This window comes from Nocardiopsis sinuspersici, from assembly GCF_001998325.1.
Taxonomy (GTDB): Bacteria; Actinomycetota; Actinomycetes; order Streptosporangiales; family Streptosporangiaceae; genus Nocardiopsis; species Nocardiopsis sinuspersici.
This window is the reverse complement of sequence record NZ_MCOK01000001.1, coordinates 3,111,648-3,136,786: the sequence shown is the minus strand read 5'-3', so window position 1 is coordinate 3,136,786 and position 25,139 is coordinate 3,111,648. Positions and strand designations below refer to the sequence as shown.

The window sequence follows — 25,139 nt, the reverse complement described above, 5'->3', positions numbered from 1 at the left end:
GGCGTGTGCGGGAACCGCTCCGGCGGCTCCTCGCACACGCCCGACGTGTGTGCCGCCCCCTGTGCCGCCCTGTGTCGCTCCTCTCGTTCACCGTGTCCCGCCGCCACGGGACGGCGCCGCCGGTGCCGGGCCCCGGGGCCCGGCGGCCACGGTGGCGAGGTGACGCACGGGCGTGCGGGGAGCCCGCGGTGTCGCTCTCCGTGACGGTGGGGAGGATTCCGACATGCCCGGGTACGGCGTCCCCCTCCGGACCGGGACCCGCCGCCACCAGGGAAGGTGATGCCGGACGACCGGCACGCCATGGCCGCGGAGCACCCGTACGCGCCGGGGCGGCGCCGAGGTGATTTACACTCAGACGGAACGCGTTCACCCGGACCTCACCGGGACGGCTCCGTGGGAGGCGGCCGACGCGGACCGCGGCTCCGTACCGCGGCTGTCGTCGGCGAAGCTGCGCACCGCCATCGAATCGGGCATACTGTGGCGCGTCACAGCCGATCACACGGCTGTCTGTGCGGAATCTCCCGCAATCCAGCTGACGAACAGGACCACCGTGTTGAGGATTTCCCAGCCGCGGTGCTGTGCCGACAACGGTACGGCCCGCCCGCGTACCATCCCCGGTTCACGGGAGAGATCCTCTTGAGACACGGTGTGCGCTTGGCCGTCGATCCGGGTAACGCCCGTATCGGAGTCGCCGCCAGCGATCCCAGCGGAATGCTCGCCAGCCCGGTCGAGACCATCCCGCGCGGCAGGGGCGACCTGCAACGGATCGCTCTGCTGGTCCTGGAACGCCAAGCACGGGAGGTCGTTGTGGGTTACCCTGCCTCACTGTCAGGCCAAGAAGGTCCGGCGGCCCGCTCCGCCAGGGAGTTCGCGAACACGCTCGCCGCGCTTTTGCGTCCCGTTCCCGTCCGTCTGGTCGACGAACGCCTCACCACGGTGACCGCGCAGGGCCAACTGCTCTCCGGAGCCTCCTTCGCCAAGAAGGGGGCCAAGGGCGGCAGGGCCCGCAGGTCGGTCATCGACCAGGCCGCGGCCACCGTGCTCCTCCAGAGCGCCTTGGACCAGGAACGGTCGACAGGCCATCCCCCGGGCGAGATCGTCCACTCCAGCCAGGGAGAAGAATGAACGACAGGGATGACTACCCCGAAGATCCCTATCGTGGGCGCTCCGGCCACGAGCGCGGTTACGACTACGACCCGCTCAGTGACCCCTCGCCTCCACAGCCGCCGCCGCGCGGCCGCAGGGCGCGCCCCGGACCCGCGGACTGGAACGACGCACCCGGTGCGGGCGAGTTCCGGCGCGGTGCCCCGGACGCCGGCGGGTTCCGCCCGCCCGCGGAGGGCCCCGCGGCTCCGCCCCGGCGCGTCGGGGCGGCCGACGCCCTGCGCGGAGGACGGGCCGCACGCTCCGGGACCTCCCGTTCCGAGACCCCCCGCCCCCAGGGCCCCGAGGGGCCCTCTCCGACCCCTCCGCCCGCGCCGCCCCGGCGCGCCGCCGGCGACCCGACCCAGGACGCCCTGGCCGCACTGGCCAACCTGGGGGGGAGCGCCGCGCCGTCCCGGCCCGTCGAGGACGCTCCGCAACCACCCGCGGGAACCGAGGAGCCGCCCCGGCGCGGCCGCCGTACCCGCCCCGAGCCCACGCCCGGACCCGAGCCCGAACCCCGCGGCAGGAGCCGCGGGGAGGAGAGGGCGCCCACGGGCCGTCGCGGTGGCGGCCGCCGCAGGCGCGGCGCCCCGGACGACGTTCCCACCGAGTCCGCGCCCCCGGCTCAGCCCCCGCCCCCGTCCGCGGACGAGCAGCCCCAGGAGCCCCAGGGCCGTCGCGCCCGCCGCAAGCGCTCGCGTCGCGAGGAGGAGGACACCGGCGGTTTCCTGGCCGACGCTCCCGAGGACAGCGGGTTCTTCGACTCGGGGAACTTCCCCGGTCTGAACAGCTCCGCGGCCACCGGCGCGTTCGCCGCGGTCGGCGATCCTCCGGACCGCCGCCCCCGCCGTGCGCGCGCCGACCGTGCTGATCGCGCCGAGGAGGTGCCCGCCGACAGCGGTGCGTTCCGCGACACCGGCGCGCCCTCCCCCGAGGAGGCGCCCGAGACCGCCGCGTTCGCCGCGGACGCCTCCGAGGAGGCGCCCGAGCCCAGCGGCCGTCGCGCCCGTCGCGGGCGCGCGGCCGAGAAGGAGCCGCGGAGCCGTCGCGGTGGCGGCCGCCGCAGGCGCGGAGCCCCCGTCGAGGAGGTCCCGCAGGAGCCCGAGGCCCCCTACGAGGAGACTCCCCACGAGGAGGCGCCCGAGCCCAGCGGCCGTCGCGCCCGTCGCGGGCGCGCGGCCGAGAAGGAGCCGCGGAGCCGCCGCGGTGGCGGCCGCCGCAGGCGCGGAGCCCCCGTCGAGGAGGTCCCGCAGGAGCCCGAGGCCCCCTACGAGGAGACTCCCCACGAGGAGGCGCCCGAGACCGCCGCGTTCGCCGCGGACGCCGCGGACGCCTCCGAGGAGGCGCCCGAGCCCAGCGGCCGCCGTGCCCGTCGCGGGCGCGCGGCCGAGAACGAGGAGGAGCCCCGTGCCCGACGCGGCAGCCGCCGCAGGCGGGGCCGGCGCGAGGAGCCCGAAGTACCGGAGGAGGCGCCGGAGGAGGACGAGTACGACTACGAGGAACCCGCCCTCGCCGACATCGCCGCGGCCTACGGCGGTGGCCGCAGCAGCCGCAGGAAGGCCAAGGAGCTCAAACGGGCGCGGGCCAACGCGGGCAGGGGCGGCAGGAAGCGCCGCCGCGGGGGCGGCAGGGGCATGATGATCCTGCTGGCGCTGGCCCTCATCCTCGTGATCGCGGGCGGCGGCTACGGCATCATGAGCGTCTACGTCTTCCCTGACGACTTCGAGGGGCAGGGCAGCGGCGAGGTCGTCTTCGTCATCGAGGAGGGACAGGCCGGCGCCACCATCGCCTCCAACCTCGTCGGCAAGGGGGTGGTGGCCAGTGAGAGCGCGTTCCTCAACGCCCTGGAGGCCGTCCCCGAGGAGGAGCGCGGCGACGGGCTCGTTCCCGGAACCTACTCCCTGGCCGAGGGCATGAGCGGTGAGGCGGCCGTGACCGCGCTGCTCGACCCCGCCAGCCGGCTCGGCGGACGCGTCACCATCCGGGAGGGGCTGCGCCCGGAGGAGATCATCGGTGAACTCGCCGAGGGCACCGGTCTGACCGAGGAGGAGCTCAACGAGGCCTACGCCAGGACCGACGAGCTCGGCCTGCCCGACTACGCCACCGAGGGCCCCGCGGGCTACCTGTTCCCGGACACCTACCGGTTCGACCCGAACATGGACGCGCTGTCGGTGCTCAAGACCATGGTGACCCGGTACCACCAGGTCGCCGAGGAGGTCGACCTGGAGAACAAGGCGAGCGCACTCGACTACGGTCCCAACGAGATCATGGCGATCGCCTCCATCATCCAGGCCGAGACCGGCAACAAGGAGGACATGCCCCTCATCTCGGCGGTCGTGCACAACCGCCTGGCCGAGGGATGGCCGCTCGAAATGGACAGCACGTGCTTCTACGAGCTCGGTACCCACGGCCTCGCGCTGACCGAAGAGCAGAAGACCGCCTGTAAGAACGCCCCGGGGGAATACGGCACCTACGGCAGGGTCGGGCTGCCCGTCGGCCCGTTCGTGGCACCCGGGAAGTCCGCCATTGAGGCCGCCCTGGCCCCGGCCGACGTGGACTACATGTTCTTCGCACTGGTCAACCCCGAGACCGGAGAGACGGGCTTCTCCACCACCCTGGACGAACACAACGCGATGGTGGCCGAGAACCAGGACGAATGGTAGGGACAGCTAGGTGTGCTGTCCAGGCACGTTGGTGACGAGTGGAACACCCTGAGGGGTGCTGGACACAGGTGAGGGCCTTCTGGTTCCGGTGTGGATTGCGAAGTCTGCACCGACGTCCAGGAGGCCCTCATGGTCCACCGTAACGCTCTACCCACCCCGACAGGACGACTGCGCCCGGCCCGCTGCGTGGTCGAGGACGCGTGGACACTACGCCAGGCCGCCGAACGCTTCCGGGTGGCCCACACCACCGCCCGACGTTGGGCCGACCGCTACCGCACCCGGGGCCGAGCGGGCCTGGGCGACCGCTCCGGCGTCCCCCGCCACCAGCCTGGACGCACCTGCGACCGCATCGAGCAACAAGTGGTGCGCCCACGCCCCCTCGGTCGGGTCCAGCTTGGGCGCGTAAGCGGGCAGGTACTCCACTTCAAGCCAGGTCCGAGTGGCGATGGCCCGCCGCGTTTGGCCGCTGCGGGGTCCGGACAGGTTGTTCCACACCAACAGGATCGGGGCCGCCAACTCCTGGTGGGCCTCGTTCACCAGAGCGAACAACTCGCGGTCGCGGTACCAGCCCGGCCGGGTCCGATACGGCATCCGCGGCGCTCGGTCGTGCCGGTAGCAGCGCAGCGAGGCCACCGACAGCTCGGTCTGGGATCCTTCGACCACGTACAACAGCGGGAACTGCCAGGCTGGGGCCCAGGTGCGCTCCACCGCACCGGTCAGCGAGGTCCACGATTCGTCGGCGAAGCAGATCCGCGCCCCGTCGCGGGCCCCTTTTCGATGTCGGGCCAGGTGCGCTCGACCCACTCGGCGATGGCGTCCCCATCGCGCTCCAGGGACTGGCGGGCGGGCAACTGGTTGGTCCAACCCATCCGGTGCGGCAGCCGCCGCACCCCCGACAGGTCGGTGTAGGCCACACCGAACCCTTCGTGGACCACCCACCGGATCCGGACCAGGGTCCAGCCGTTGGCGGCGAACCCGTAGTCCTCGGCGCCCCGGCGCGGAATCCGGCGCAGCTCGTGCTGTTGGTGCTCGGTGAGCAGACAGTGCGGCCCGGGGCCTTTGCTGGCCAGCGCGGCCATACCTTCCTGGCGCCAGGCGCGGGGTCAGCGGTTGACCGCGCGCGTGCTCACGCCGAGCATGTCGGCGATCTGGCCGACGTGCAGTTGGCCCTGCTCGAACAGGGCGGCGGCGGTCATACGGCGGTGCTGTTTGTCGGTGGCGTCCATGGCGCCCCGAAGAGAAAGATCAAAGCTCAATCAGGCAAACCTGACACAGAGGGTCATTGGCAGAACTGGCGTGATCGGCACCGAGTTCGTGCTCGCTGGTACCACCAGCGGTCCCGCCTCGCGCGTCCGCTTCGACACCTGTATCCGCAGGTCAGCTAACAAAGTACGGCTGTCGTGCCAGGGAGAACATATTTCTCACCCGACCTTTGCAACAGATCTGTCGACCCCTGGGCTGCTCTTGTTGGGTTCTCCGAGGTCAGGTCGCATATTCAAAGGGCGGAGGTGTTGCTACGACGGTATGACACCACCGTCTCTTGTCGAGGCCTGAGTGCTATGGTACTTTCTGGTTTGCGTGGATGGTTCTCATCTGGACTGTTCGTCTGTTATGGAAATTTCAAAATAGGATCACGTGGGTATGCTAGTTCTTAATTCCTTTGTCAGGACGGGTGTTGCTGCTGTTGTGGCGACACTGGCCATGGTGGCAGTTGCTTCTCCGGTGAGTGCAAGTGTGTCACAAGGGTATGTCGTCGGCGCGGGGGCGATTAACAATGACTTTGGAGACGAGGGGCCCCTCTCGGCGGGCGTGAACAACCATAATCTCGCTGTCGGTCTTTGGCAGCACATTCTTTGGGCTGACGGTTATCTGGGGGGTGGAAGTCAACTGGATTGCCAGTTTGGTCCGCAAACCAGGTCTGCGACGATTGCCTGGCAGCGAGATCATGGGCTGGCTGCTGACGGGATTGTGGGTTCCGGCACCTTCGGAAAAGCGGACAACTATCTCTATCGGGACGACTACGATGGGACGATTGCGTACGACGGTAGTGTCCGTGATATTTATGGAATGTATCGCAGTGCTAATAGTGGGCGGTATGTTTTGGGTGGCCACCATGTCTCCTACACGGCTACTGGCGCTGGCGTCTGTCAGTAGTGATGTCGAGTTTTAGCATTGAAAATTATTCTCAATTTCCATAATTGAATAGTTTCTGATGGGGTGGGTCGCCATTTGGTGAGTTGATGCCACCCCTCTTGCTCGGTGTTATGATCAGGACTTCGGTGTTATAGTCAGAGCGCTGATTTTAGGGCTCCAAGCGAAGGGGGTGCCGGTGCGCGCCGCGGTACTGGGGTCGCCGGTGTCCCACTCGCTCTCACCGGTCCTGCATACCGCCGCCCACACGGCGATGGGCCTGACGGACTGGTCCTACGGTATGCACGAGTGCGGCGAGGAGGACCTCGCGTCCTTCCTCGCCGGGCTCGGCGGCGAGTGGGCCGGCCTGTCGCTGACCATGCCGCTCAAGCGCCGGGCCCTGGACCTGGCCGACACGGTCACCGGCCTGGCCCGGCAGGTGGGCGGCGCCAACACCCTCGTCCGAAGGGACGGGGCGTGGGAGGGCACCAACACCGACGTCGCCGGGATCGCCGCGGCCCTGGCCGAGGCGGGGATGGGCGCTCCGCGCGGCGCGGTCATCCTGGGCGCCGGGGCCACCGCGGCCTCCGCCCTCGCCGCGCTGCGCCGGCTCGGCCTGACCTCACCGGTCACCGTGCTGGCCCGCGACCCCGCCCGCACCGGGGAGGTGGCCGAGGCCGCCCGGCGGCTCGGCCACCCGGTCGGGATCGCCCCGCTCTCCGAGCTGGACGAGTACCTGGACGTGGACCTGGTGGTCTCCTCCCTGCCCTCGGGCGCGGCCGACCACCACGCCGGCAGGCTCGCCGCCTCTCGGGCCGACCTGTTCGACGTCGTCTACTCGCCCTGGCCCACCCGTGCCGCCACGGCCGTCGCCGCGCGCGGCGGCCGCGTGGTCGGCGGCTTCCCGATGCTGCTCCACCAGGCCGTCGAGCAGGTCCGGCTGATGACCGGGATCGAGGACGTGCCGGTGGAGGCCATGCGCCGGGCGGGCGAGGCGGAACTGGCCCGCCGTGCCGTGCCCGCCTGAGCGGTCCGAAGGGGCTCCGACTCCTGGTATGGTGAGGTATCGACTTGTTCCGGTGTGTTCCACATCGGAGCCGCAAGCGGAGATGATCCTCCCACCTGCCGAGTACAGCTCGTGTAGGTTCCGGTCCGGCGAACCGAGCGCGTCATGCTCTGTTCACCGGGCGCCCGTGTCCGGGGTGCCCGGTGCGCGTGTCCGCACTCGCCGGGAATAACCGTTCGGATCACCCCGCTTGCACACGCTGGCGGGGTTTTTGCTGTGTGCGGGCCCCGACGAGGCCGAGCGGTCCGACGGACGAGGACGGCTCGGCCAGCAGAGCCGTCCACCGCCTGGCGGACGGCCGATTCCAGGTAATCCGAGAAAGCTAGGGAGGGGTCCCATCAGCGCCGAGCCCCGCATCAATGACCGCATTCGGGTGCCCGAGGTCCGTCTCGTCGGACCCAATGGTGAGCAGGTCGGAATCGTCTCCGTGCAGGACGCCCTGCGTCTGGCCCAGGAGTCCGACCTCGACCTCGTCGAGGTCGCTCCGACCGCGCGCCCGCCGGTCGCCAAGCTGATGGACTACGGCAAGTTCAAGTACGAGTCCGCGGTCAAGGCCCGTGAGTCGCGCAAGAACCAGTCGAACACGATCATCAAGGAGATCAAGCTCCGCCCGAAGATCGACCCGCACGACTACGAGACCAAGAAGGGTCACGTGGTGCGGTTCCTCAAGAGCGGGGACAAGGTCAAGGTGACGATCATGTTCCGAGGCCGTGAGCAGTCCCGGCCCGAGCTGGGCCGCCGACTTCTGGCCCGACTGGCCCAGGACGTCCAGGACCTTGGCACCGTGGAGTCGCAGCCCAAGCAGGACGGCCGCAACATGGTCATGGTGATCGGCCCGCACAAGCGGCGGTCCGACCACAAGGCCGAGGCCCGCGCGGCGGCGGAGGACAAGTCCCGCCGCGAAGAGCGCTCGGACGCCTGACGACGGGAAGTCCCCACCGCCCGGACGCCGGGAAGGCACCGGGTGGTGGGGTGGGCTGTGCTCGCACGGTCCGGATGCGTCACACCGGCGCGCAGGGGTCCCCCGCCAAAGCAGCGGAAGAACCGTGCCCTCCGTCCACGACGGAGGCACGCCGACGGAGTAGGAGACGCGGCACATGCCGAAGAACAAGACCCACAGTGGGGCCAAGGACCGCTTCAAGGTCACCGGCTCCGGCAAGATCATGCGCCGCCGTGCCAACAAGAACCACATCCTTGAGCACAAGACCTCCAAGCGCAAGCGCAAGCTGAGCAACGAGTCGGTGCTCGCCCCCGCGGACACCAAGAGCGTGCGCAAGCTGCTCGGCAAGTAGTTCCGAGGACCCTTTCCCTCCCCGGGAGCGCCCGCGTGCCCGACCAAGGGCGCGGTGACGGCCCCCGGGAGGGAACCACACGAAGCAACACGGCCGCCGGATTCGTCGGAGCCGGGCCGGTCGGCGCGCCGCGCGCGCCGGAAGAGACAACGAGGGAGTTCCAGTGGCACGCGTGAAGCGGGCTCTCAACGCCAAGAAGAAGCGCAAGGTCGTTCTCGACCGGGCGAGCGGCTACCGCGGTCAGCGTTCGCGCCTGTACCGCAAGGCCAAGGAGCAGATGCTCCACTCGATGACCTACTCCTACCGGGACCGCAAGGACCGCAAGGGGCAGTTCCGTCGTCTGTGGATCCAGCGCATCAACGCGGCCTCCAGGGCCCAGGGCCTGACCTACAACCGCTTCATGCAGGGCCTGAAGCTGGCCGGCATCGAGGTCGACCGCCGTATGCTCGCCGAGCTGGCGGTCAGGGACGAGGCCGCCTTCGCGAGCCTGGTGGAGACGGCCAAGAAGGCCCTCCCCGCCGAGGCCGCGGCCTAGGGTCGAGAAGTGATCGGCGAATAGCGATGGCGAGCCACGAGTTCACGAGTATCCGCTCACCCAGGATCAAGGGGGTTCGGCGGCTCGCCAAGCGCACCTTCCGCCAGCGTGAGCGGCGCTTCCTCGCAGAGGGGCCGCAGGCGGTGCGGGAGGCGCTGACCGCCTCGGACGGCGGTGACGGGCGGCCCCACGGGGCCGCCCCCGGCGTTGTCGAGGTCTACGCCACGGCGGAGGCCATGCAGCGCCACATCGACCTGGTGGACGCCGCCCGCGCCGCTGGCGTACCCACCCACAGGGTCAGCCTGGACGTGATGTCGGAGCTGGCCCAGACCGTCACACCCCAGGGCGTCATCGCGGTCTGCGAGTTCGTCGACGTCCCCCTGGACGACCTCGGCGACGTCCGCCTGGTGGTCGTGCTCTCCCACGTCCGCGACCCGGGCAACGCGGGCACGGTCCTGCGTACCGCCGACGCGGCCGGCGCCGACGCGGTGATCTTCACCGACGCCTCCGTCGACCCCTACAACGGCAAGTGCGTGCGTGCCTCGGCCGGAAGCCTGTTCCACCTGCCCGTGGTCGTGGGCGTCCCGGTGGCGCGCGCGGTCGACTTCCTGCGCGGGGCGGGGGCGCGGGTGTGGGCCGCCGACGGCGGCGGCCCCCGCGACCTGCACGGCGTCGCCGACGACGGCGACCTGGACGGCCCCGTCGGCTGGGTGTTCGGCAACGAGGCATGGGGCCTGCCCGAGGATGTCGTCACGCTGACCGACGGCGCGGTCAGCGTCCCGATCTACGGCGGGGCCGAAAGCCTGAATCTGGCCACGGCCGCCGCCGTGTGCCTGTACACCACCGCGCGGCAGCAGCGGCGTTCCTGAGCCGGTCCGGACGGTCCCGGATCGTCCCAGCTCAGGGCGCCGACGGTGACACGGCGCCGCCATGCCGTGTCCGACTCGTCCCCACCGCGGGCAGCGTGCCCCGGGCACGTGTGCGCGGTTCCTGCGCCCGTCCCCGCGGAATGCACGTGCACGGAGCCCGTGTGCCGATAGGGTCGGCGGGAGAGGGATCGCGGAGGGATCCATGCGCGTCACGCGTAGGATTCGGCGTGTCCACCCGTGTCACGGGTGGAACGCCGTACCGACCCGGATCACCCGGCAGGCTTGACGACACCGCGTGAGTACGTGCGACGCACTCGGGCCGGTGGTCCCTGTTTCCCGGGTGGCGGACCGCCCGGAGAGGACTTGTACGCTCCTCTCCCCCGGGGCGTCCGGTACCGGGCCGCGAGGCGTACCAGGTGGAAGTGCAGGGTAGACAACCTGCGGTGGCGTCCATGGGGCGACCACCGGTCAGCGGTCCTCGGCCCAGGAGCCTGTGGTCGTGAACCTTCAAGGGGAGCGGGGAGAGGCGTGGGCAGCGGCCGGCAGGTGGACCATCCGGCGGAGGACTCGGGTGACGGGACCGCGCACCCCCCGGACGCTCACCCCGAGGCCGAGGACGACCGCGAACCCGGCGCCGTCGACCGTTCCGGTGCCCAGGCCGCGGCCGCCCTGCAGGAGGTCGACGGCTCCCTCGCCGGGGCCGGCCCCCTGCACCCGGACGACCTTCCCGACGGTGTGGTGGTGGCCGACGCGCGCGGCCGTGTCGTGCTCTTCAACGCCCAGGCCGCCCAGCTCATCGGCATCCCCGTCGAGTCGGCCCTGGGCCGCGACTACCGCTCCGTCCTGCCGCTGCTGGGTATAGACGGCAACGACTGGTGGGAGGCGAGCGATCCCTACGGGGGCGCCCGCGACCGCGTCCGCCAGCCCGAGCGCGCCCTCGTGCTGCCCGACGACCGCGAGATCCTCGTCGCCGCGCGCTACGTGCGCGCCCGTCCCGGCGGCGACCTCGTCCGCCTGGTCGTCACCCTCCGGGACGCCTCCGCGCGCGCCGAGCGCAGCCGCGCCGACCTGGTCTCCCAGGTGGCCCACGAGCTCCGCTCCCCCCTGACCAGCGTCAAGGGCTTCACCTCCACCCTGCTCACCAAGTGGGAGCGGCTCACCGACAAGCAGAAGCTGTTCATGCTGGAGACGGTCAACGCCGACGCGGACCGCGTCACCCGCCTCATCCACGACCTGCTCGACGTCTCGCGTATCGAGTCCGGCCGCCTGGAGGTGCGCCGCCAGGTCGTCGACCTGCCCGAGGCCGTGCGCCGGGTCGTGGCCGGGCGGGTGGCCTCCGGCGAGCCCGAGGAGCGCTTCCGCGTCGAGACCCGCGGCGAGCTTCCGCGCATGTGGCTGGACCCCGACAAGATCGAGCAGATCCTGTTGAACCTGGTGGAAAACGGCGTGCGGCACGGCGCTGGTACTGTCAGTATCGTGATCGAGCCGTGTGAAGGAGGAACAGCGGTGTCGGTGCGCGACGAAGGCCAGGGCATAGCGCCCGAGACCATTCCGCGCGTCTTCCGCCAGTTCTGGCGCAGCAAGCGCCGGAGCGGGACCGGCCTCGGGCTGTTCATCGTCAAGGGCCTCGTCGAGGCCCACGGCGGCACGATCACCGTCGGACGCGCCCCCAGCGGCGGCGCCGAGTTCCGATTTACCATGCCCGCCGGGGCGCCCGAGTTCGTCTGAAGACCCTTCGGACCCTCCAGCCTCCCCGGTGGGCGCAACGGCGTGCTCCCGGCCTCGTAACGGACCCTTGTGCCGGGCACGCCCGTAATCCGCCTGCTTTCCCTGTCGGCTTCGTCCGCCCCGCCGCGGACCGTGACTGCCGCCTGTTCCCCCGTCCTGGTCGGGGACTCCGGCGGCGAGGCAACCAACCATGTCTGCACCGAACAATTCCTTCGACCCGGTCGAGGTGACCCCTCTGCACCCCGACGAGGTCGCCCGCATGCGCGAGGAGGCACTGGCCGCCATCGAGGCCGCCACCGACCTCGCCGAACTCAAGGAGGTCCGCCTCGCACACGCCTCGGACCGCTCCCCGCTGGCCCTGGCCAACCGGGAGATCGGCGCCCTGCCCCCGGCCGCCAAGGCCGACGCGGGCAAGCGGGTGGGCGGCGCCCGGCGCGACGTCGGCCAGGCCCTCAAGGCCCGCCAGGCCGTCCTGGAGGCCGAGCGCGACGAGCGTGTGCTCATCGAGGAGCGGGTCGACGTCACCCTGCCCTGGGACCGCGCCCCGCGCGGTGCCCGCCACCCGCTGACCACCGTCGCCGAGCGCGTGGCCGACATCTTCGTCGGCATGGGCTTCGAGATCGCCGAGGGCCCCGAGGTCGAGGCCGAGTGGTTCAACTTCGACGCCCTCAACTTCCAGCCCGACCACCCCGCGCGCACCATGCAGGACACCTTCTTCGTGGAGGGCCCCGACGGCGGCGGGTCCGGGCTGGTCATGCGCACCCACACCTCGCCGGTCCAGGTCCGCGCGCTGCTCTCCCGCGAGCTGCCGGTGTACGTGGTCGCGCCCGGCAAGACCTTCCGCACCGACGAGCTCGACGCCACCCACAGCCCGGTCTTCCACCAGTTGGAGGGCCTGGTCGTGGACAGGGGCGTCACCCTGGCCCACCTGCGCGGCGCCATCGACGCCTACGTGGAGGGCGTCTTCGGAGAAGGGCTGCGGACGCGGTTCCGGGCCTCCTACTTCCCGTTCACCGAGCCGTCCGCCGAGGTGGACATGGAGTGCTTCGTGTGCCGGGGCGCCTCCGTGGGCAACCCCGACGCCGCCTGCCGCACCTGTTCCAGCGAGGGCTGGATCGAGATCGGCGGCTGCGGCGTGGTCAACCCGCGCGTGCTCACCGCCGCGGGGGTGGACCCCGAGGTGTACACCGGCTGGGCCTTCGGCCTGGGAATCGAACGGACACTGATGTTCGCGCACGGCGTGCGCGACATGCACGACATGGTCGAGGGCGACATCCGCTTCACCTCGGCGTTCGGGAGTGAGAACTGATGCGCGTCCCCCTTAGCTGGCTGCGGGAGTACGTCGACCTGCCGGCCGACGTCACCGCACGCGACCTCGCCGGCCGCCTCACCCTGGCGGGCCTGGAGGTCGAGACCGTCGACGAGCTCGGCGCCGACGTCACCGGGCCCCTCGTCTACGGCCGGGTGCTCTCCATCGAGGAGCTCACCGGGTTCAAGAAGCCCATCCGCTTCTGCCGTGTGGACGTGGGCCGGGCCAACGGCACCGGCGAGCCGCAGGAGATCGTCTGCGGCGCCCGCAACTTCGCCGAGGGAGACCTCGTCGTGGTCTGCCTGCCCGGCGCCGAGCTGCCCGGAGGCTTCCGGATCGGTGCCCGCAAGACCTACGGCAGGATGTCGGCGGGCATGATCTGCTCGGCCACCGAGCTGGGCCTGTGGGAGGACCACAGCGGCATCGTCGTCCTGCCCGAGGGCTTCGGCGAGGTGGGCGAGGACGCCATCGGCCCGCTCGGCCTGCGCGAGGACGTCCTCGACATCGCCGTCACCCCCGACCGCGGCTACGCCCTGTCCCTGCGCGGCGTGGCCCGCGACACGGCCGCGCTGTACGGGGTCGGCTTCCGCGACCCGGCCGACCTCACCGTGGCCGGTCCCGCGGGAGAGGGCCGGCCCGCGGAGATCGACCCGGCGCTGTGCGACCGCTACGTCCTGCGCGGCGCCACCGGGTTCGACCCCGACGCGCCGAGCCCGCTGTGGATGAAGCGCCGCCTGCACCAGAGCGGTGTACGCCCGCTCTCCCTGGCCGTGGACGTCACCAACTACGTGATGCTCGAACTCGGCCAGCCGCTGCACGCCTGGGACGGCGCGCAGCTCCAGGGCGCCCTGCGGGTACGCGCCGCCGCGGCGGGGGAGAAGCTGGAGACCCTGGACCACGTCCAGCGCTCCCTGGACGCCGACGACATCGTCATCGCCGACGACAGCGGCCCGGTCAACATCGCGGGCGTCATGGGCGGCCTGAGCACGGAGATCTCCCTGACCAGCACGGAGGTGCTGATCGAGGCCGCGCACTTCGACGCCATGCACATCGCCCGCGCCTCGCGCCGCCACCAGCTGTCCTCGGAGTCCTCCCGCCGCTTCGAGCGCGGTGTGGACTCCGCCGTGCAGCTGGCCGCGGCCACCCGTGCGGTCGAGCTGCTCGCGGAGCTGGGCGGCGCCACCGTCGAGACCGCCTACACCCACCTGGACCGGACGCCGCCCCGCGAGGCGATCGGGGTGAGGGCCTCACACGCGGGCTCCGTCGCCGGGGTGGACTACCCCGAGGGCACCACGGAGAAGTGGCTGCGCGCCATCGGCTGCGCGGTGGAGGCCGACGGGGACCTGCTGAGGGTCACCCCGCCCACCTGGCGGCCCGACATCACCGATCCCAACGACCTCGCCGAGGAGGTCATCCGGTTCGAGGGCTACGAGAACATCCCCTCGATCCGCCCGCTCGCCTCGGGCCGGGGCCTGACCGTGAGCCAGCGCCTGCGCCGCGCGGTCGGCCGGACCCTGGCCGACACCGGTTTCCACGAGGTGCTGAACTACCCGTTCGTCGGCGAGCGCGACCTCGACGGACTCCAGCTTGGCGCGGACGACGACCGCAGGAGGGCGCTGCGCCTGGCCAACCCGCTCAACGAGGGCGAGCCGCTGCTGCGCACCACGCTGCTGCCCGGCCTGTTCAAGGCCCTGGCCCGCAACGTGGGGCGCGGCCTCACCGACGTGGCCCTGTACGAGATGGGCCTGGTCTACCGGCCCAGGCCCGGGGCCGCCCGCGCCCCGATGCTGCCGGTGGACCGCGGCCCCAGCGCCGAGGAGCTGGCCCGGATCGACGCCGCCCTGCCGGAGCAGCCGCGCCGGGTGGGCGCGGTGCTCTCCGGGCTCGTCGAGCGCGCCGGATGGTGGGGCCCGGGCCGGGAGGCCACCTGGGCCGACGCCGTCCAGGCCGCCCGCGACATCGCCCGTGTCGCGGGGGTCGAGCTGGAGGTCGAGGCCGACCAGCACGCCCCGTGGCACCCGGGGCGCTGCGCCGCGCTGTACGTGCGCGCGGGCGGTGGGCGCCTGCTGGTGGGGCACGCCGGCGAGCTGCACCCGCGCACCGTCAAGGCGTTCGGGCTGCCCGAGCGCACGGCGGCGGTGGAGGTCGATCTCGACCGGATCGAGGGGGCCCGCACCCCCGCCACCGCTCCGGAGGTGTCCACCTACCCGGTGGCCACCCAGGACGTGGCCCTGGTCGTGGACTCCTCGGTGCCGGTGGGCCGGATCAGCGAGGCCCTGGCCGAGGGCGCGGGCGAGCTGCTGGAGAGCGTGCGCCTGTTCGACGTCTACACAGGGGAGCAGGTGGGGGAGGGCCGCAAGTCGGTGGCCTTCGCCCTGCGCTTCCGGGCCGGTGACCGGACTCTGACCGCGGAGGAGGCCGGCGCCGCGCGCGACGCGGCCGTCGCCGCGGCCACCGAGCGCACGGGGGCGGTCCTGCGGGGCTGAGACGTGTGAACGGGCCCGTGCCGGGGCCCGTGGCCGGACCTGGACGGGGCCGGCTGCTTCCCGGAGGAGGGGAGCGGCCGGCCCCGTCCCCTTTCCGCGGGAAAGCGGTCGCGCGACGTGGCGGTGAGGCCCCTCGCACCGCCGAAAGCTTCGGTGGCGACCCCAGATTTCAGATTATTTTTTGGCGAGTTTTTCCAGGCCAGCAGGGGTTTTCGCGCTGCCACCGGAGGGTAGGCGGCATGAAGTTTAGGTTTCGGGGCATGAATCGTCGTTTTGTCTCTTGCTGTGTGGTGGGTCACCAGATTAGCCTGCAAGCACCTGCCACCATCGGGCGCCCGGGTGCAGGCCAGATCAACCTGAGTTTTCCGCTGCGCTTTGGCGCATGACTCGGCTCGGAGGTCGCCATATGACCGAAACGGTTGTCTCGTCCGCACTTGTTCCCCGGGAGCACCGGGAGCCCAGCCGCCTCTGGCACACCTTCTGCGATATGAACACCGTGGCCAAGGGGCCGGAGTTCACGGTGGCCCGTGCCGAGGGGGTGTGGCTCTGGGACGACTCCGGCGATCGCTACCTGGACGGCACCGCCAGCCTCTGGTACTGCAACGTCGGGCACGGACGCGTCGAGATCGCGGACGCGGTCCACCGCCAGATCAGCACCCTGGACGCCTACACCGTCTACGGGGACTTCACCAACCGGCCCGCGGCCGAGCTCAGCGAGCGCCTGGCCGCGCACGCGCCCGTCGTCGATCCGCGGGTGATCCTGACCTGCGGCGGGGGAGAGTCCATCGACACCGCCGCCAAGCTCGCGCGGCGGTACTGGGCGGTCACCGGCCGGCCCGAGCGCACGCACCTGATCAGCCGGACCGGCGGCTACCACGGCCTGCACGGCTTCGGCACGAGCCTGTCCGGAATGGACCGGTTCCGTAGCGGCTACGGCAAGCTGGTCGAGGACACCTCGGTGGTGCCCCACGACTCGGCCGAGGCCCTGGAGGCCGAGATCCTGCGGGTGGGCCCCGAGCGGGTCGCCGCCTTCTTCGCCGAGCCGGTGGTCGGTGCGGGCGGGGTGTTCCCGCCTTCGGACGGCTACTTCGCCGAGGTGTCGCGGATCTGTCACAAGTACGGCGTGCTGTTCGTCGTCGACAGCGTCATCTGCGGTTTCGCGCGGATGGGCAACTGGTTCGGGATCGAGCGCTTCGGTGTCACCCCGGACATGATCGTCTTCGCCAAGGGCGTCTCCAGCGGTTACCTGCCACTGGGCGGCGTCGTGGTCAGCGGGCGGGTGGCCGACCCCTTCTACAACGGCGAGGGCAATCCGTTCATGCACGGGACCACCTACGCCGGGCACCCGACGGCCTGCGCGGCGGCGATGGCCAACCTGGACATCCTGGAGCGCGAGGACCTGTTCACGGTGTCGCTGGAGGTCGAGCGCCACCTGGACGGCGCGCTGCGCGGTCTGGCCGACCACCCGCTGGTGGCCGAGGTCCGCTCGGGCCTCGGGGTGATGGGTGCGGTGGAGCTCACGGAGGAGGCCCTCGTGGGGAGGGGGATCACCACGGCGGAGATCTTCACCGAGGCGCGGGCCCGCGGGGCGATCCTGCGGCCGATCCCGACGGCGCTGCTCGTCTCGCCGCCCCTGATCATCACCTGGGAGCAGATCGACCACCTGGTGTCCACCCTGGCGGCCGCGCTGGACGCGGTCGCGGCCCGTCACTGACCATGGGGCCCCGCCGCCTCCGAAGGACGCGGCGGGGCCCCATGGAAAGTACTCTTCCCGTCCCATACCGGTGTGCTGACCCGGCGCGTGACCAGACGCGCCGGGTGTGACGTGTCCGCGGGAAAAACGCTGGGCGAAACGTCCGCCGTCGAGTAAAATTTACTGGGAAGATATTTCTTGTGGGTGAGATGCGCGCCGGCGTCCGCCCCGGGAGGGACGAGGGAGCGGGCATGAGCACACGGCAGACCGACATCGACGCGGAAGCGGAAACCGCACCGAGCGACGACGACCTCATCACCGCGTGGGGGCTGGTCCACGAGGCGATGAACACCGTCCAGCCCAAGCTCCTGGGCGGGATCACCCCCGACGGCAAGGACATGGCCGGACCCTGGTTCGAGGTGCTCATACGCCTGCAGCGCACCCCCGGCCACCGGCTGCCCATGAGCTGCCTGGCCCGCGAGGTCAGTCTGAGCACGGGCGGGTTCACCAAGCTCGCGGACCGCCTGGAGCGGGAGGGCTACCTGGAGCGGGAGAACTGCGCCTCCGACCGCCGGGTCGTCTACGCCGTGCTCACCGGCAAGGGCCTGGACTTCATCGGGAAGGCGCGCACCAAGCACGTCGAGCGGCTGCGCGAGTACGTCCTGGGCCCGCTCGGGGACGACGGCGTCCGCCGGCTCACCGACATCGCGCGCACCCTCCGTGACCACGCATGCTGCTGACAGTGCGTTCGGCTCGGAACTGTACGTAGCCGAATCCGCTTTCCCTCGGGGCTCCACCGCCCGAGAAGGCACGGAAAACATCCCACGAACCGTCGTTCCCGTGTAAGTTGGCGGGAGTTCGTGGGTCCCGTGTGGGGTGGACCGTGAGCACACAGGTTTCGGGGGGAAAGATGGGATTGTTCACCACTGCCGCGCAGATGAGGACGATTCCCCGGTCCTCACGTTTTTCCAACGGGTCCGTGTCCTTCTGGTTCCGGGAGACCGGCCTCCCCGAGCGCCGTGCGCCCCTGCCGGGCACCGCCGACTACGACGTCTGCGTGGTCGGAGCCGGGTACACCGGCCTGTGGACCGCCTACTACCTCAAGAAGGAACAGCCGGACCTGCGGGTGGCCGTGGTCGAACGGGAGTTCGCCGGGTTCGGCGCCTCCGGCCGCAACGGAGGGTGGCTGTCGGCCGAGTTCGCGGGCTCGCGTGAGCGCTACGCGCAGTCACACGGCAAGGCCGCGATGATCGCCCTGCAGCGGGCGATGATGGACACCGTCACCGAGGTGATCTCGGTGGCGGAGGCCGAGGGCGTCGACGCCGACATCGTCCGCGGCGGCATGCGGCTGGTGGCCACCAACGCCGCCCAGCGCGAGCGCCTGGCCGAGGACATCGAGTACCTCCAGGAGTGGGGCTACTGGCCCGACGACATCCACCTGGTGGAGGGCGACCACGAGCCCCGGCTGGCGGTGTCCGGCGCGGTCGCCTCCGCCTACTCCCCGCACGCCGCCCGCGTGCACCCCGCCAAGCTGGTCACCGGCCTGGCCCGGGTGGTGGAGGACCTGGGGGTGATGATCTTCGAGGGCACCGCCGTGGAGGAGATCCGCCCCCGCGGCGCGACGGCGCGTCCGGCGGTCGTCACCGAGCACGGCACCGTCTACGCCGACCACGTCGTGCGGGCCACCGAGGGGTTCACCTCCACGCTGCGCGGCCAGCGCCGCGACTGGCTGCCGATGAACTCCTCGATGATCGCCACCGAGCCGCTTCCGGCCGAGCTGTGGGACAAGATCGGCTGGGAGGGCCGCGAGGTCCTGGGCGACGCCGCCCACTCCTACGTCTACGCCCAGCGCACCGCCGACGACCGCATCGCCATCGGCGGACGCGGGGTCCCCCACCGCCTCGGCTCCGCCCAGGACCAGGACGGCGCCACCCAGCCGCAGGTCATCGCCGGGCTGTGGCAGGCGCTCGTCCGCATGTTCCCCGACGTGGCCGAGGTGCCGGTCGAGCACGCCTGGTCCGGCGTGCTGGGAGTGCCGCGCGACTGGTGCCCGGCCGTGCACATGGACACCGAGACCGGTCTGGGCTGGGCGGGCGGCTACGTGGGCAGCGGCGTGGCCACCAGCAACCTGGCCGGGCGCACCCTGCGCGACCTGATCCTGCGCCGGGAGACCGACCTGACCCGCCTGCCCTGGGTCGGCCACCAGGTCCGCACCTGGGAGCCCGAGCCCCTGCGCTGGGTGGGCACCCAGGTCATCCACGGGCTGTACCGCACCGCCGACCGCCGCGAGTCCCGTACCGAGGACAGGGCCCACACCTCACGCCTCGCCGAGATCGCCACCCGTATCGCCGGCCGCTGAGCCTTCACCGGACAGCCGGTCGCCCGCGCGAGAGGCCCCGCCCACGGCGCGGCGGGTGCCCTCGCATCTGCTTGCATAAATTTACATGGTCATGCATGATGGTCCAGTCAGTTCCGACCAGGGGGCATCACCATGGGATACACAGCGGCCATCGCCGGAGCCAGCGGCTACGCGGGGGGCGAGCTGCTGCGCCTGCTCCTGGACCACCCCGAGATCACCATCGGCGCGGTCACCGCCGGGAGCAGCGCCGGGACACCCCTGATCCAGCACCAGCCGCACCTGCTGCCGCTGGCCGACCGGGTCCTGGCGCCCACCACCGTCGAGGAGCTGCGCGGCCACGACGTCGTCTACCTCGCCCTGCCGCACGGCCAGTCCGCCGACATCGCCCAACAGCTCGGCGACGACGTCCTCGTGGTCGACTGCGGCGCCGACTTCAGGCTCAACGACGCCGCCGCCTGGGAACGCTTCTACGGCACCCCGCACGCCGGAACCTGGCCCTACGGCCTGCCCGAGCTGCCCGGACAGCGCGAACGACTCGCCGGATCCCGCCGTGTCGCCGTCCCCGGATGCCACGTCACCGTCGCCACCCTGGCCCTGCTGCCCGGCCTGGCCGAACAGCTCGTCGAGCCCGACCTGACCGTCGTCGCCGTCACCGGCACCTCCGGTGCGGGAAGGGCGCCCAAGCCCAACCTCGTCGGCAGCGAGGTCATGGGCGCACTGAGCCCCTACGGCGTCGGCGGCACCCACCGGCACAACCCCGAGATCGTCCAGAACCTCACCTCGGTCACCGGCGAGCCGGTCAGGCTGTCCTTCACCCCCGTCCTGGCCCCGCTGCCCCGCGGCATCCTCGCCACCTGCACCGCGCCCCTCAAACCCGGCACCACCGCCGACCAGGTCCGCGCCGCCTACCAGTCCACCTACGCCGACGAGCCCTTCGTCCACCTGCTCCCCGAGGGCACCTGGCCCAGCACCGCCATGACGCTGGCCGCCAACACCACCCTCGTGCAGGTCACCGTCGACCCCGACGCGGGCCGCATGGTCGCCGTCGCCGCCCTGGACAACCTCACCAAGGGCACCGCGGGCGGCGCCGTCCAGAGCACCAACCTCGCCCTCGGCCTGCCCGAGGACACCGGTCTGCCGCTCGCCGCGGTCGCACCCTAGGAAGGCAACACCGTGAGTGTCACAGCGCCCCAGGGCTTCCGCGCCGCCGGAGTCGCCGCGGGCCTGAAGGACGACGGCGCCCGGGACGTCGCCGTCGTCGTCAACGACGGCCCCTCCCGTGCCGCCGGAGCCGTCTTCACCACCGCCGACGACAAGTCCGCCCCCGTCCTGTGGTCCCAACAGGTCGTCGCGGGCGGGCGCGTGCGCGCCGCCGTCCTCACCTCCGGCGGGGCCAACGCGGGCACCGGTCCCCCCGGCTTCCAGGACGTCCACGCCCAGGCCGAGCACACCGCCGACCTGCTGGCCGACTCCGCCGCCGAGGTGGTGCTGTGCGCCACCGGCCCCGTCGGGACCCGTCCGCCCCTGGACGCCCTGCGCCAGGGAGTCACCGCGGCCCTGGCCGAGGCCTCGCGCGGCGGGGGACTGGCCGCCGCCGACGCCATCCGCACCACCGACACCGTCGTCAAGATCGCCTTCCGGCGCGGTGACGGCTACACCGTCGGCGCCATGGCCAAGGGCCCCGACGCCTCCCTGTCCTCGGCGCTGTGCGTGCTCACCACCGACGCGGACGTCACCGCCGACCAGTGCCGGCGCCTGCTGCCCGACGCCGTGGGCAAGACCCTCGACCCTCTGGCCGCCACCAACGACACCGTGCTGCTCATGGCCAGCGGTGCCAGCGGCACCACCCCCGAGGAGGACGCCCTCGCCGCACTGCTGACCGAGGTGCTGGCCGAACTGGCCACCCAGATCGGCGCCGACACCCCCGCCACCGAACACGACCGGGCCCAGAACTCATGATCGCGCGCTCCACCCCGTCCACCGAGAACCAGGCGCGGGACGTCGCCATAGACAAGGCCGCCAACCTCATCGAGGCGCTGCCCTGGCTCTCCCGCTTCCACGGCCGCACCGTCGTGGTCAAGTACGGCGGCAACGCCATGGTCAGCGACGAGCTGCGCGTCCGCTTCGCCGAGTCCATCGTCTTCCTGCACTACGCGGGCCTGCGCCCCGTCGTCGTGCACGGCGGCGGACCCCAGATCAGCGCACAGCTCGACCGCGCGGGGGTGGAGTCCACCTTCACCGCCGGACTGCGCGTGACCACCGACGAGGCCATGGACATCGTCCGCATGGTCCTCACCGGCCAGGTCAACCGCGAGATCGTCGGGCTGGTCAACCAGCACGGCCCCTTCGCCGTCGGCATGTCCGGCGAGGACGCCAACCTCCTGACCGCCCGGCGCAAGACCGTCGAGGTGGACGGCGAGACCGTCGACCTCGGCCGCGTCGGCGAGATCACCGGCGTCGACCCGGGCGCCGTCGCCGCGCTCCTGTCCGACGGCCGGGTCCCCGTGGTCTCCAGCGTCGCCCGCGCCGACGACGGCGGCGTCTACAACGTCAACGCCGACACCGCCGCCTCCGCCCTCGCGGTCGCCCTGGGCGCCAGCAAGCTCATCATGCTCACCGACGTCGAGGGCCTCTTCTCCGACTACCCGCACAACACCGAGCTGGTCAGCCGCCTGGACGTCGACGAGCTGCGTGCCCTGCTGCCCTCCCTGTCCTCGGGGATGCTCCCCAAGATGGAGGCCTGCCTGCACGCCGTCGAGGGCGGCGTCCCCCAGGCCCACATCATCGACGGCCGCATTCCCCACTCCCTGCTCCTGGAGGTCTTCACCGACCAGGGCGTCGGCACCATGGTCGCCGACCCGGAGCTGGAGGCCGCCCTGCTCGCCGGAAACGGCCACACCCCGCGCCCCTGGCGCCCCGACGACACCACCGCCACGAACACAGGAGGCGCACAGTGACCAGTGGTTCCGAGCTGCGCGAGCGCTTCGCCGCCTCGCTCATGCCCACCTACGGCGTCCCACCCGTCGCACTCACCCTCGGGCGCGGCTGCGAGGTCTACGACGCCGACGGCCGCCAGTACCTCGACCTCATCGCCGGGATCGCCGTCTCCAGCCTCGGACACGGACACCCCGCACTGGTCAAGGCGGTCGCCCACCAGACGGCCACCCTCGCCCACACCAGCAACCTGTTCGTCCACGAGCGCGAGGTCGAGCTCGCCGAGCGCCTGGTCGGCCTGCTCGGCGGCGACGCCAAGATCTTCTTCGCCAACTCCGGCACCGAGGCCAACGAGGCCGCCCTCAAGCTGGTCAGGCGCGCCGCCGGGCCCGGACGCCACTACTTCGTGGCCTCCGACAAGGGCTTCCACGGCCGCACCTCCGGCGCCCTCGCCCTCACCGGCAAGGACGCCATCCGCGAGCCGTTCGGCCCCTTCGGCATGGACGTGCGCTTCGTGCCCCACGGCGACCTGGACGCCCTCGCCGATGCGGTCGACGAACACTGCGTCGCCGTGTTCACCGAACCCACCCAGGGAGAGGCCGGGGTCGTCCCCGCCCCCGAGGGCTACCTCGCCGGGGTCCGTCGGATCTGCGACGACACCGGCGCCGCCTTCGTCCTGGACGAGATCCAGAGCGGCATCGGCCGCACCGGCCGCTGGTTCGCCCACCAGGCCGAGGAGGGCGTGCGCCCCGACGTGCTCACCCTCGCCAAGGGCCTGGGCGGCGGCCTGCCCATCGGCGCCTGCGCCGGCTTCGGCCGCTACGCAGACGCCTTCCACAAGGGCGACCACGGCTCCACCTTCGGCGGCAACCCCGTCGCCTGCGCCGCCGCCCTCGCCGTCATCGACACCATCGAGAGCGAGAACCTCCTCGCCCACGCCACCGTCGCGGGCGAGATCCTGGCCGAGAAGATCGACGCGCTCGACCACCCCCTGCTGGTCGGACAGCGCGGCAGCGGACTGTGGCGGGCCCTGGAGCTGACCGGGCCGCACGCCGCGCACGTGCAGGAACAGGCGGCCGTACGCGGCTTCCTGGTCAACGCCGTGGCGCCCGACGCCGTCCGGATCGCCCCGCCCCTGGTCATCACACCCGAACAGCTCGAACTGTTCACCGAGGCGCTGCCCACCATCCTGGACGCCGCCGAGGCCGCCGCGACGAAGGAGCAGTAGTCACCATGGCCCGTCACTTCCTCCGCGACGACGACCTCACCCCGGCCGAGCAGGCCCGGGTGCTCGACATCGCCGACGACATGAAGAGGGACCGTTTCCTCCACCGGCCGCTCGCCGGCCCGCGCACCGTCGCCCTGATCTTCGACAAGCCCTCCACCCGGACACGCCTGTCCTTCGCCGTCGGCGTCGCCGACCTGGGCGGCAGCCCACTGGTCCTGGACACGGCCAGCACCCAGATGGGCCGAGGCGAACCCCTGGAGGACACCGCCCGCGTGCTGGAGCGCCAGGTCGCCGCCGTCGTGTGGCGCACCTTCGCGCAGAGCGACCTGGAGGCCCTGGCCGCGTACACCTCCGTCCCGGTGGTCAACTCCCTCACCGACGAGTTCCACCCCTGCCAGATCCTCGCCGACCTGCAGACCGTCCGCGAGCACAAGGGCACCCTGGCCGGGCTCACCCTCGCCTACCTCGGCGACGGCGCCAACAACATGGCCCACTCCTACCTGCTGGGCGGGGCCACCGCCGGACTCCACGTGCGCGTCGGCGCCCCCGAGGGACACCTCCCCGACCCGGAGGTGGTCGCCCGCGCCACCGAGATCGCCGAGAGCACCAGGGGATCGGTCACGGTCACCACCGATCCCGGCGAGGCCGCCCGCGGCGCCGACGTCCTGGCCACCGACACCTGGGTGTCCATGGGCCAGGAGGACGAGGCGGCCGAGCGCGAGGCGCCCTTCCGCCCCTACGCGATCGACGCCGCCCTGCTCTCCGCCGCCCACCCCGCGGCCATCGTCCTGCACTGCCTGCCCGCCTACCGCGGCAAGGAGATCTCCGCCGAGGTCCTCGACGGGCCCCGCAGCGTGGTCTGGGACGAGGCCGAGAACCGCCGCCACGCCCAGAAGGCCCTGCTCGCCTTCCTGCTCGAGGCCAGCGACAAAGCCGGGACCGACCGACGATGACGGCGGACAGCGGCGGGTCGGCGCCGATGACCAAGGCGGCCAGACACGCCAGGATCACCGAGGTCCTCACCAGGGCGGACGTCCGGTCCCAGGGAGAGCTGGCCAGGCGCCTGGCCGAGGCGGGCGTCCAGGTCACCCAGGCCACCCTGTCCAGGGACCTGGACGAGCTGGGCGCGGTCAAGCTCCGCACCGCCGACGGCCAGCTGGCCTACGTGCTGCCCGGTGAGGGCGGCGAACGCCTGCAGCGCACCCGGCCCGACAGCCTCGACCTCGAACAGGTCTCCGGCGCCCGCCTGACACGGCTCGCCGAGGACCTGCTGGTCTCCGCCGAGGCCTCCGCCAACATGGTCATCGTCCGCACCCCGCCCGGCGCGGCCCAGTACCTGGCCTCGGCCATCGACCACACCGACTTCCACGCCATCCTGGGCACCATCGCGGGGGACGACACCATCCTGGTGATCTCCCGCGATCCCCAGGGAGGTGAGGAGCTGGCCGCCGCGCTCCTGCGACTGGCCGACCGCAGACCGTAGCCTTGTACGCGCCGCAACCGCAGTCGCCGCACACCAACGAACACCCGAGGGGGAACCCATGACCGAGCGCGTCGTACCCGCCTACCTCTCCTTCGCGAGAGTGCCACTGGCTTCAGCCGGTGGGTGAATCGCCCTGTCAGCCAAGGCGTGCTACTTTTGGCCATGGTCCGGTAACCGAGGGCCATGGGGTCGGGCAGGCCCTGTCAGGACGTGGAGCC

The 25,139-nt window shown here is 71.7% G+C and carries 22 protein-coding genes and 2 pseudogenes; 21 read left to right on the top strand and 3 right to left on the bottom strand.

Features of this window, described 5'->3' with window-relative positions; all coding sequences use genetic code 11:
• Window positions 1-636: 636 nt before the first annotated feature.
• From ruvX to NOSIN_RS27760, 3 genes and pseudogenes are all read left to right on the top strand, one after another.
• On the top strand, window positions 637-1,125 hold the full coding sequence (gene ruvX / locus NOSIN_RS13470; RefSeq protein ID WP_077691073.1) for a Holliday junction resolvase RuvX: 489 nt from the start codon (window positions 637-639) through the stop codon (window positions 1,123-1,125).
• The gene (gene mltG, locus NOSIN_RS13465) at window positions 1,122-3,809 is read left to right on the top strand and encodes an endolytic transglycosylase MltG (protein ID WP_077691072.1); all 2,688 of its coding nucleotides are present in this window, start codon (window positions 1,122-1,124) and stop codon (window positions 3,807-3,809) included. The genes ruvX and mltG overlap by 4 nt, the downstream gene beginning before the upstream one ends.
• A 129-nt stretch (window positions 3,810-3,938) precedes the next feature.
• Window positions 3,939-4,158: pseudogene (locus tag NOSIN_RS27760) on the top strand (helix-turn-helix domain-containing protein); the annotation flags it as partial.
• Between the two features lie 77 nt (window positions 4,159-4,235).
• Here NOSIN_RS27760 and NOSIN_RS27755 read toward each other — a convergent pair.
• From NOSIN_RS27755 to NOSIN_RS27475, 3 genes and pseudogenes are all read right to left on the bottom strand, one after another.
• Window positions 4,236-4,517, bottom strand: a pseudogene (locus NOSIN_RS27755) (hypothetical protein); the annotation flags it as partial.
• Window positions 4,518-4,525: 8 nt separating this feature from the next.
• Window positions 4,526-4,888: a helix-turn-helix domain-containing protein gene (locus NOSIN_RS13450; RefSeq protein WP_077691070.1), complete on the bottom strand. Its 363-nt coding sequence runs from the start codon at window positions 4,886-4,888 to the stop codon at window positions 4,526-4,528.
• Window positions 4,889-4,912: 24 nt separating this feature from the next.
• Window positions 4,913-5,035 (bottom strand): UPF0175 family protein, encoded by a 123-nt coding sequence (locus tag NOSIN_RS27475; protein WP_216349814.1) that lies wholly within the window; start codon window positions 5,033-5,035, stop codon window positions 4,913-4,915.
• Between the two features lie 415 nt (window positions 5,036-5,450).
• On the opposite strand from NOSIN_RS27475, the gene NOSIN_RS13440 reads away from it, so the two are divergent.
• From NOSIN_RS13440 to NOSIN_RS13355, 18 genes are all read left to right on the top strand, one after another.
• Window positions 5,451-5,963, top strand: coding sequence for a peptidoglycan-binding domain-containing protein (locus tag NOSIN_RS13440; protein ID WP_077691068.1), 513 nt, complete (start codon window positions 5,451-5,453; stop codon window positions 5,961-5,963).
• 175 nt (window positions 5,964-6,138) lie between these two features.
• Window positions 6,139-6,966 carry a shikimate dehydrogenase gene (locus NOSIN_RS13435; protein WP_077693577.1) on the top strand — a complete coding sequence of 276 codons (828 nt, stop codon included), beginning with the start codon at window positions 6,139-6,141 and terminating at the stop codon, window positions 6,964-6,966.
• A 412-nt stretch (window positions 6,967-7,378) separates the two neighbouring features.
• Window positions 7,379-7,927 (top strand): translation initiation factor IF-3, encoded by a 549-nt coding sequence (infC, locus tag NOSIN_RS13430; protein ID WP_236743365.1) that lies wholly within the window; start codon window positions 7,379-7,381, stop codon window positions 7,925-7,927.
• Window positions 7,928-8,102: 175 nt separating this feature from the next.
• Window positions 8,103-8,297: a 50S ribosomal protein L35 gene (gene rpmI / locus NOSIN_RS13425; RefSeq protein ID WP_077691067.1), complete on the top strand. Its 195-nt coding sequence runs from the start codon at window positions 8,103-8,105 to the stop codon at window positions 8,295-8,297.
• Window positions 8,298-8,460: 163 nt separating this feature from the next.
• On the top strand, window positions 8,461-8,832 hold the full coding sequence (gene rplT, locus NOSIN_RS13420) for a 50S ribosomal protein L20 (protein ID WP_077691066.1): 372 nt from the start codon (window positions 8,461-8,463) through the stop codon (window positions 8,830-8,832).
• 26 nt (window positions 8,833-8,858) lie between these two features.
• Complete coding sequence (locus NOSIN_RS13415) at window positions 8,859-9,701, top strand: TrmH family RNA methyltransferase (RefSeq protein ID WP_077691065.1); 843 nt, start codon at window positions 8,859-8,861, stop codon at window positions 9,699-9,701.
• A 528-nt stretch (window positions 9,702-10,229) separates the two neighbouring features.
• Window positions 10,230-11,429: a sensor histidine kinase gene (locus NOSIN_RS13410; RefSeq protein WP_077691064.1), complete on the top strand. Its 1,200-nt coding sequence runs from the start codon at window positions 10,230-10,232 to the stop codon at window positions 11,427-11,429.
• Window positions 11,430-11,619: 190 nt separating this feature from the next.
• Complete coding sequence (gene pheS / locus NOSIN_RS13405; RefSeq protein ID WP_077691063.1) at window positions 11,620-12,738, top strand: phenylalanine--tRNA ligase subunit alpha; 1,119 nt, start codon at window positions 11,620-11,622, stop codon at window positions 12,736-12,738.
• On the top strand, window positions 12,738-15,224 hold the full coding sequence (gene pheT / locus NOSIN_RS13400) for a phenylalanine--tRNA ligase subunit beta (protein WP_077691062.1): 2,487 nt from the start codon (window positions 12,738-12,740) through the stop codon (window positions 15,222-15,224). The genes pheS and pheT overlap by 1 nt, the downstream gene beginning before the upstream one ends.
• Before the next feature lie 487 nt (window positions 15,225-15,711).
• Complete coding sequence (locus NOSIN_RS13395) at window positions 15,712-16,938, top strand: aminotransferase family protein (protein WP_077691061.1); 1,227 nt, start codon at window positions 15,712-15,714, stop codon at window positions 16,936-16,938.
• Between the two features lie 230 nt (window positions 16,939-17,168).
• On the top strand, window positions 17,169-17,657 hold the full coding sequence (locus NOSIN_RS13390; protein WP_077693575.1) for a MarR family winged helix-turn-helix transcriptional regulator: 489 nt from the start codon (window positions 17,169-17,171) through the stop codon (window positions 17,655-17,657).
• A gap of 170 nt (window positions 17,658-17,827) precedes the next feature.
• Window positions 17,828-19,276 carry an NAD(P)/FAD-dependent oxidoreductase gene (locus NOSIN_RS13385; protein ID WP_077691060.1) on the top strand — a complete coding sequence of 483 codons (1,449 nt, stop codon included), beginning with the start codon at window positions 17,828-17,830 and terminating at the stop codon, window positions 19,274-19,276.
• A 132-nt stretch (window positions 19,277-19,408) separates the two neighbouring features.
• The gene (gene argC, locus NOSIN_RS13380) at window positions 19,409-20,437 is read left to right on the top strand and encodes an N-acetyl-gamma-glutamyl-phosphate reductase (RefSeq protein WP_077691059.1); all 1,029 of its coding nucleotides are present in this window, start codon (window positions 19,409-19,411) and stop codon (window positions 20,435-20,437) included.
• A gap of 12 nt (window positions 20,438-20,449) precedes the next feature.
• Complete coding sequence (locus NOSIN_RS13375) at window positions 20,450-21,235, top strand: bifunctional ornithine acetyltransferase/N-acetylglutamate synthase (protein ID WP_077691058.1); 786 nt, start codon at window positions 20,450-20,452, stop codon at window positions 21,233-21,235.
• On the top strand, window positions 21,232-22,233 hold the full coding sequence (gene argB / locus NOSIN_RS13370; protein ID WP_077691057.1) for an acetylglutamate kinase: 1,002 nt from the start codon (window positions 21,232-21,234) through the stop codon (window positions 22,231-22,233). Before NOSIN_RS13375 ends, argB begins: the two co-directional genes overlap by 4 nt.
• Window positions 22,230-23,438: an acetylornithine transaminase gene (locus NOSIN_RS13365; RefSeq protein ID WP_077691056.1), complete on the top strand. Its 1,209-nt coding sequence runs from the start codon at window positions 22,230-22,232 to the stop codon at window positions 23,436-23,438. Before argB ends, NOSIN_RS13365 begins: the two co-directional genes overlap by 4 nt.
• 5 nt (window positions 23,439-23,443) lie before the next feature.
• Window positions 23,444-24,391 carry an ornithine carbamoyltransferase gene (argF, locus tag NOSIN_RS13360; protein ID WP_077691055.1) on the top strand — a complete coding sequence of 316 codons (948 nt, stop codon included), beginning with the start codon at window positions 23,444-23,446 and terminating at the stop codon, window positions 24,389-24,391.
• Window positions 24,388-24,921: an arginine repressor gene (locus tag NOSIN_RS13355; RefSeq protein WP_077691054.1), complete on the top strand. Its 534-nt coding sequence runs from the start codon at window positions 24,388-24,390 to the stop codon at window positions 24,919-24,921. Before argF ends, NOSIN_RS13355 begins: the two co-directional genes overlap by 4 nt.
• Window positions 24,922-25,139 lie beyond the last annotated feature (218 nt).

Excerpts from the sequence above, each read along its gene's own strand:
- mltG (WP_077691072.1), top strand. The coding sequence starts at position 1,122 with ATGAACGACAGGGATGACTACCCCGAAGATCCCTATCGTGGGCGCTCC.
- NOSIN_RS13450 (WP_077691070.1), bottom strand. The coding sequence starts at position 4,888 with ATGGCCGCGCTGGCCAGCAAAGGCCCCGGGCCGCACTGTCTGCTCACC.
- NOSIN_RS27475 (WP_216349814.1), bottom strand. The coding sequence starts at position 5,035 with ATGGACGCCACCGACAAACAGCACCGCCGTATGACCGCCGCCGCCCTG.
- NOSIN_RS13440 (WP_077691068.1), top strand. The coding sequence starts at position 5,451 with ATGCTAGTTCTTAATTCCTTTGTCAGGACGGGTGTTGCTGCTGTTGTG.
- rpmI (WP_077691067.1), top strand. The coding sequence starts at position 8,103 with ATGCCGAAGAACAAGACCCACAGTGGGGCCAAGGACCGCTTCAAGGTC.
- NOSIN_RS13415 (WP_077691065.1), top strand. The coding sequence starts at position 8,859 with ATGGCGAGCCACGAGTTCACGAGTATCCGCTCACCCAGGATCAAGGGG.
- pheS (WP_077691063.1), top strand. The coding sequence starts at position 11,620 with ATGTCTGCACCGAACAATTCCTTCGACCCGGTCGAGGTGACCCCTCTG.
- pheT (WP_077691062.1), top strand. The coding sequence starts at position 12,738 with ATGCGCGTCCCCCTTAGCTGGCTGCGGGAGTACGTCGACCTGCCGGCC.
- NOSIN_RS13395 (WP_077691061.1), top strand. The coding sequence starts at position 15,712 with ATGAACACCGTGGCCAAGGGGCCGGAGTTCACGGTGGCCCGTGCCGAG.
- NOSIN_RS13390 (WP_077693575.1), top strand. The coding sequence starts at position 17,169 with ATGAGCACACGGCAGACCGACATCGACGCGGAAGCGGAAACCGCACCG.
- NOSIN_RS13385 (WP_077691060.1), top strand. The coding sequence starts at position 17,828 with ATGGGATTGTTCACCACTGCCGCGCAGATGAGGACGATTCCCCGGTCC.
- argC (WP_077691059.1), top strand. The coding sequence starts at position 19,409 with ATGGGATACACAGCGGCCATCGCCGGAGCCAGCGGCTACGCGGGGGGC.
- argB (WP_077691057.1), top strand. The coding sequence starts at position 21,232 with ATGATCGCGCGCTCCACCCCGTCCACCGAGAACCAGGCGCGGGACGTC.
- argF (WP_077691055.1), top strand. The coding sequence starts at position 23,444 with ATGGCCCGTCACTTCCTCCGCGACGACGACCTCACCCCGGCCGAGCAG.
- NOSIN_RS13355 (WP_077691054.1), top strand. The coding sequence starts at position 24,388 with ATGACGGCGGACAGCGGCGGGTCGGCGCCGATGACCAAGGCGGCCAGA.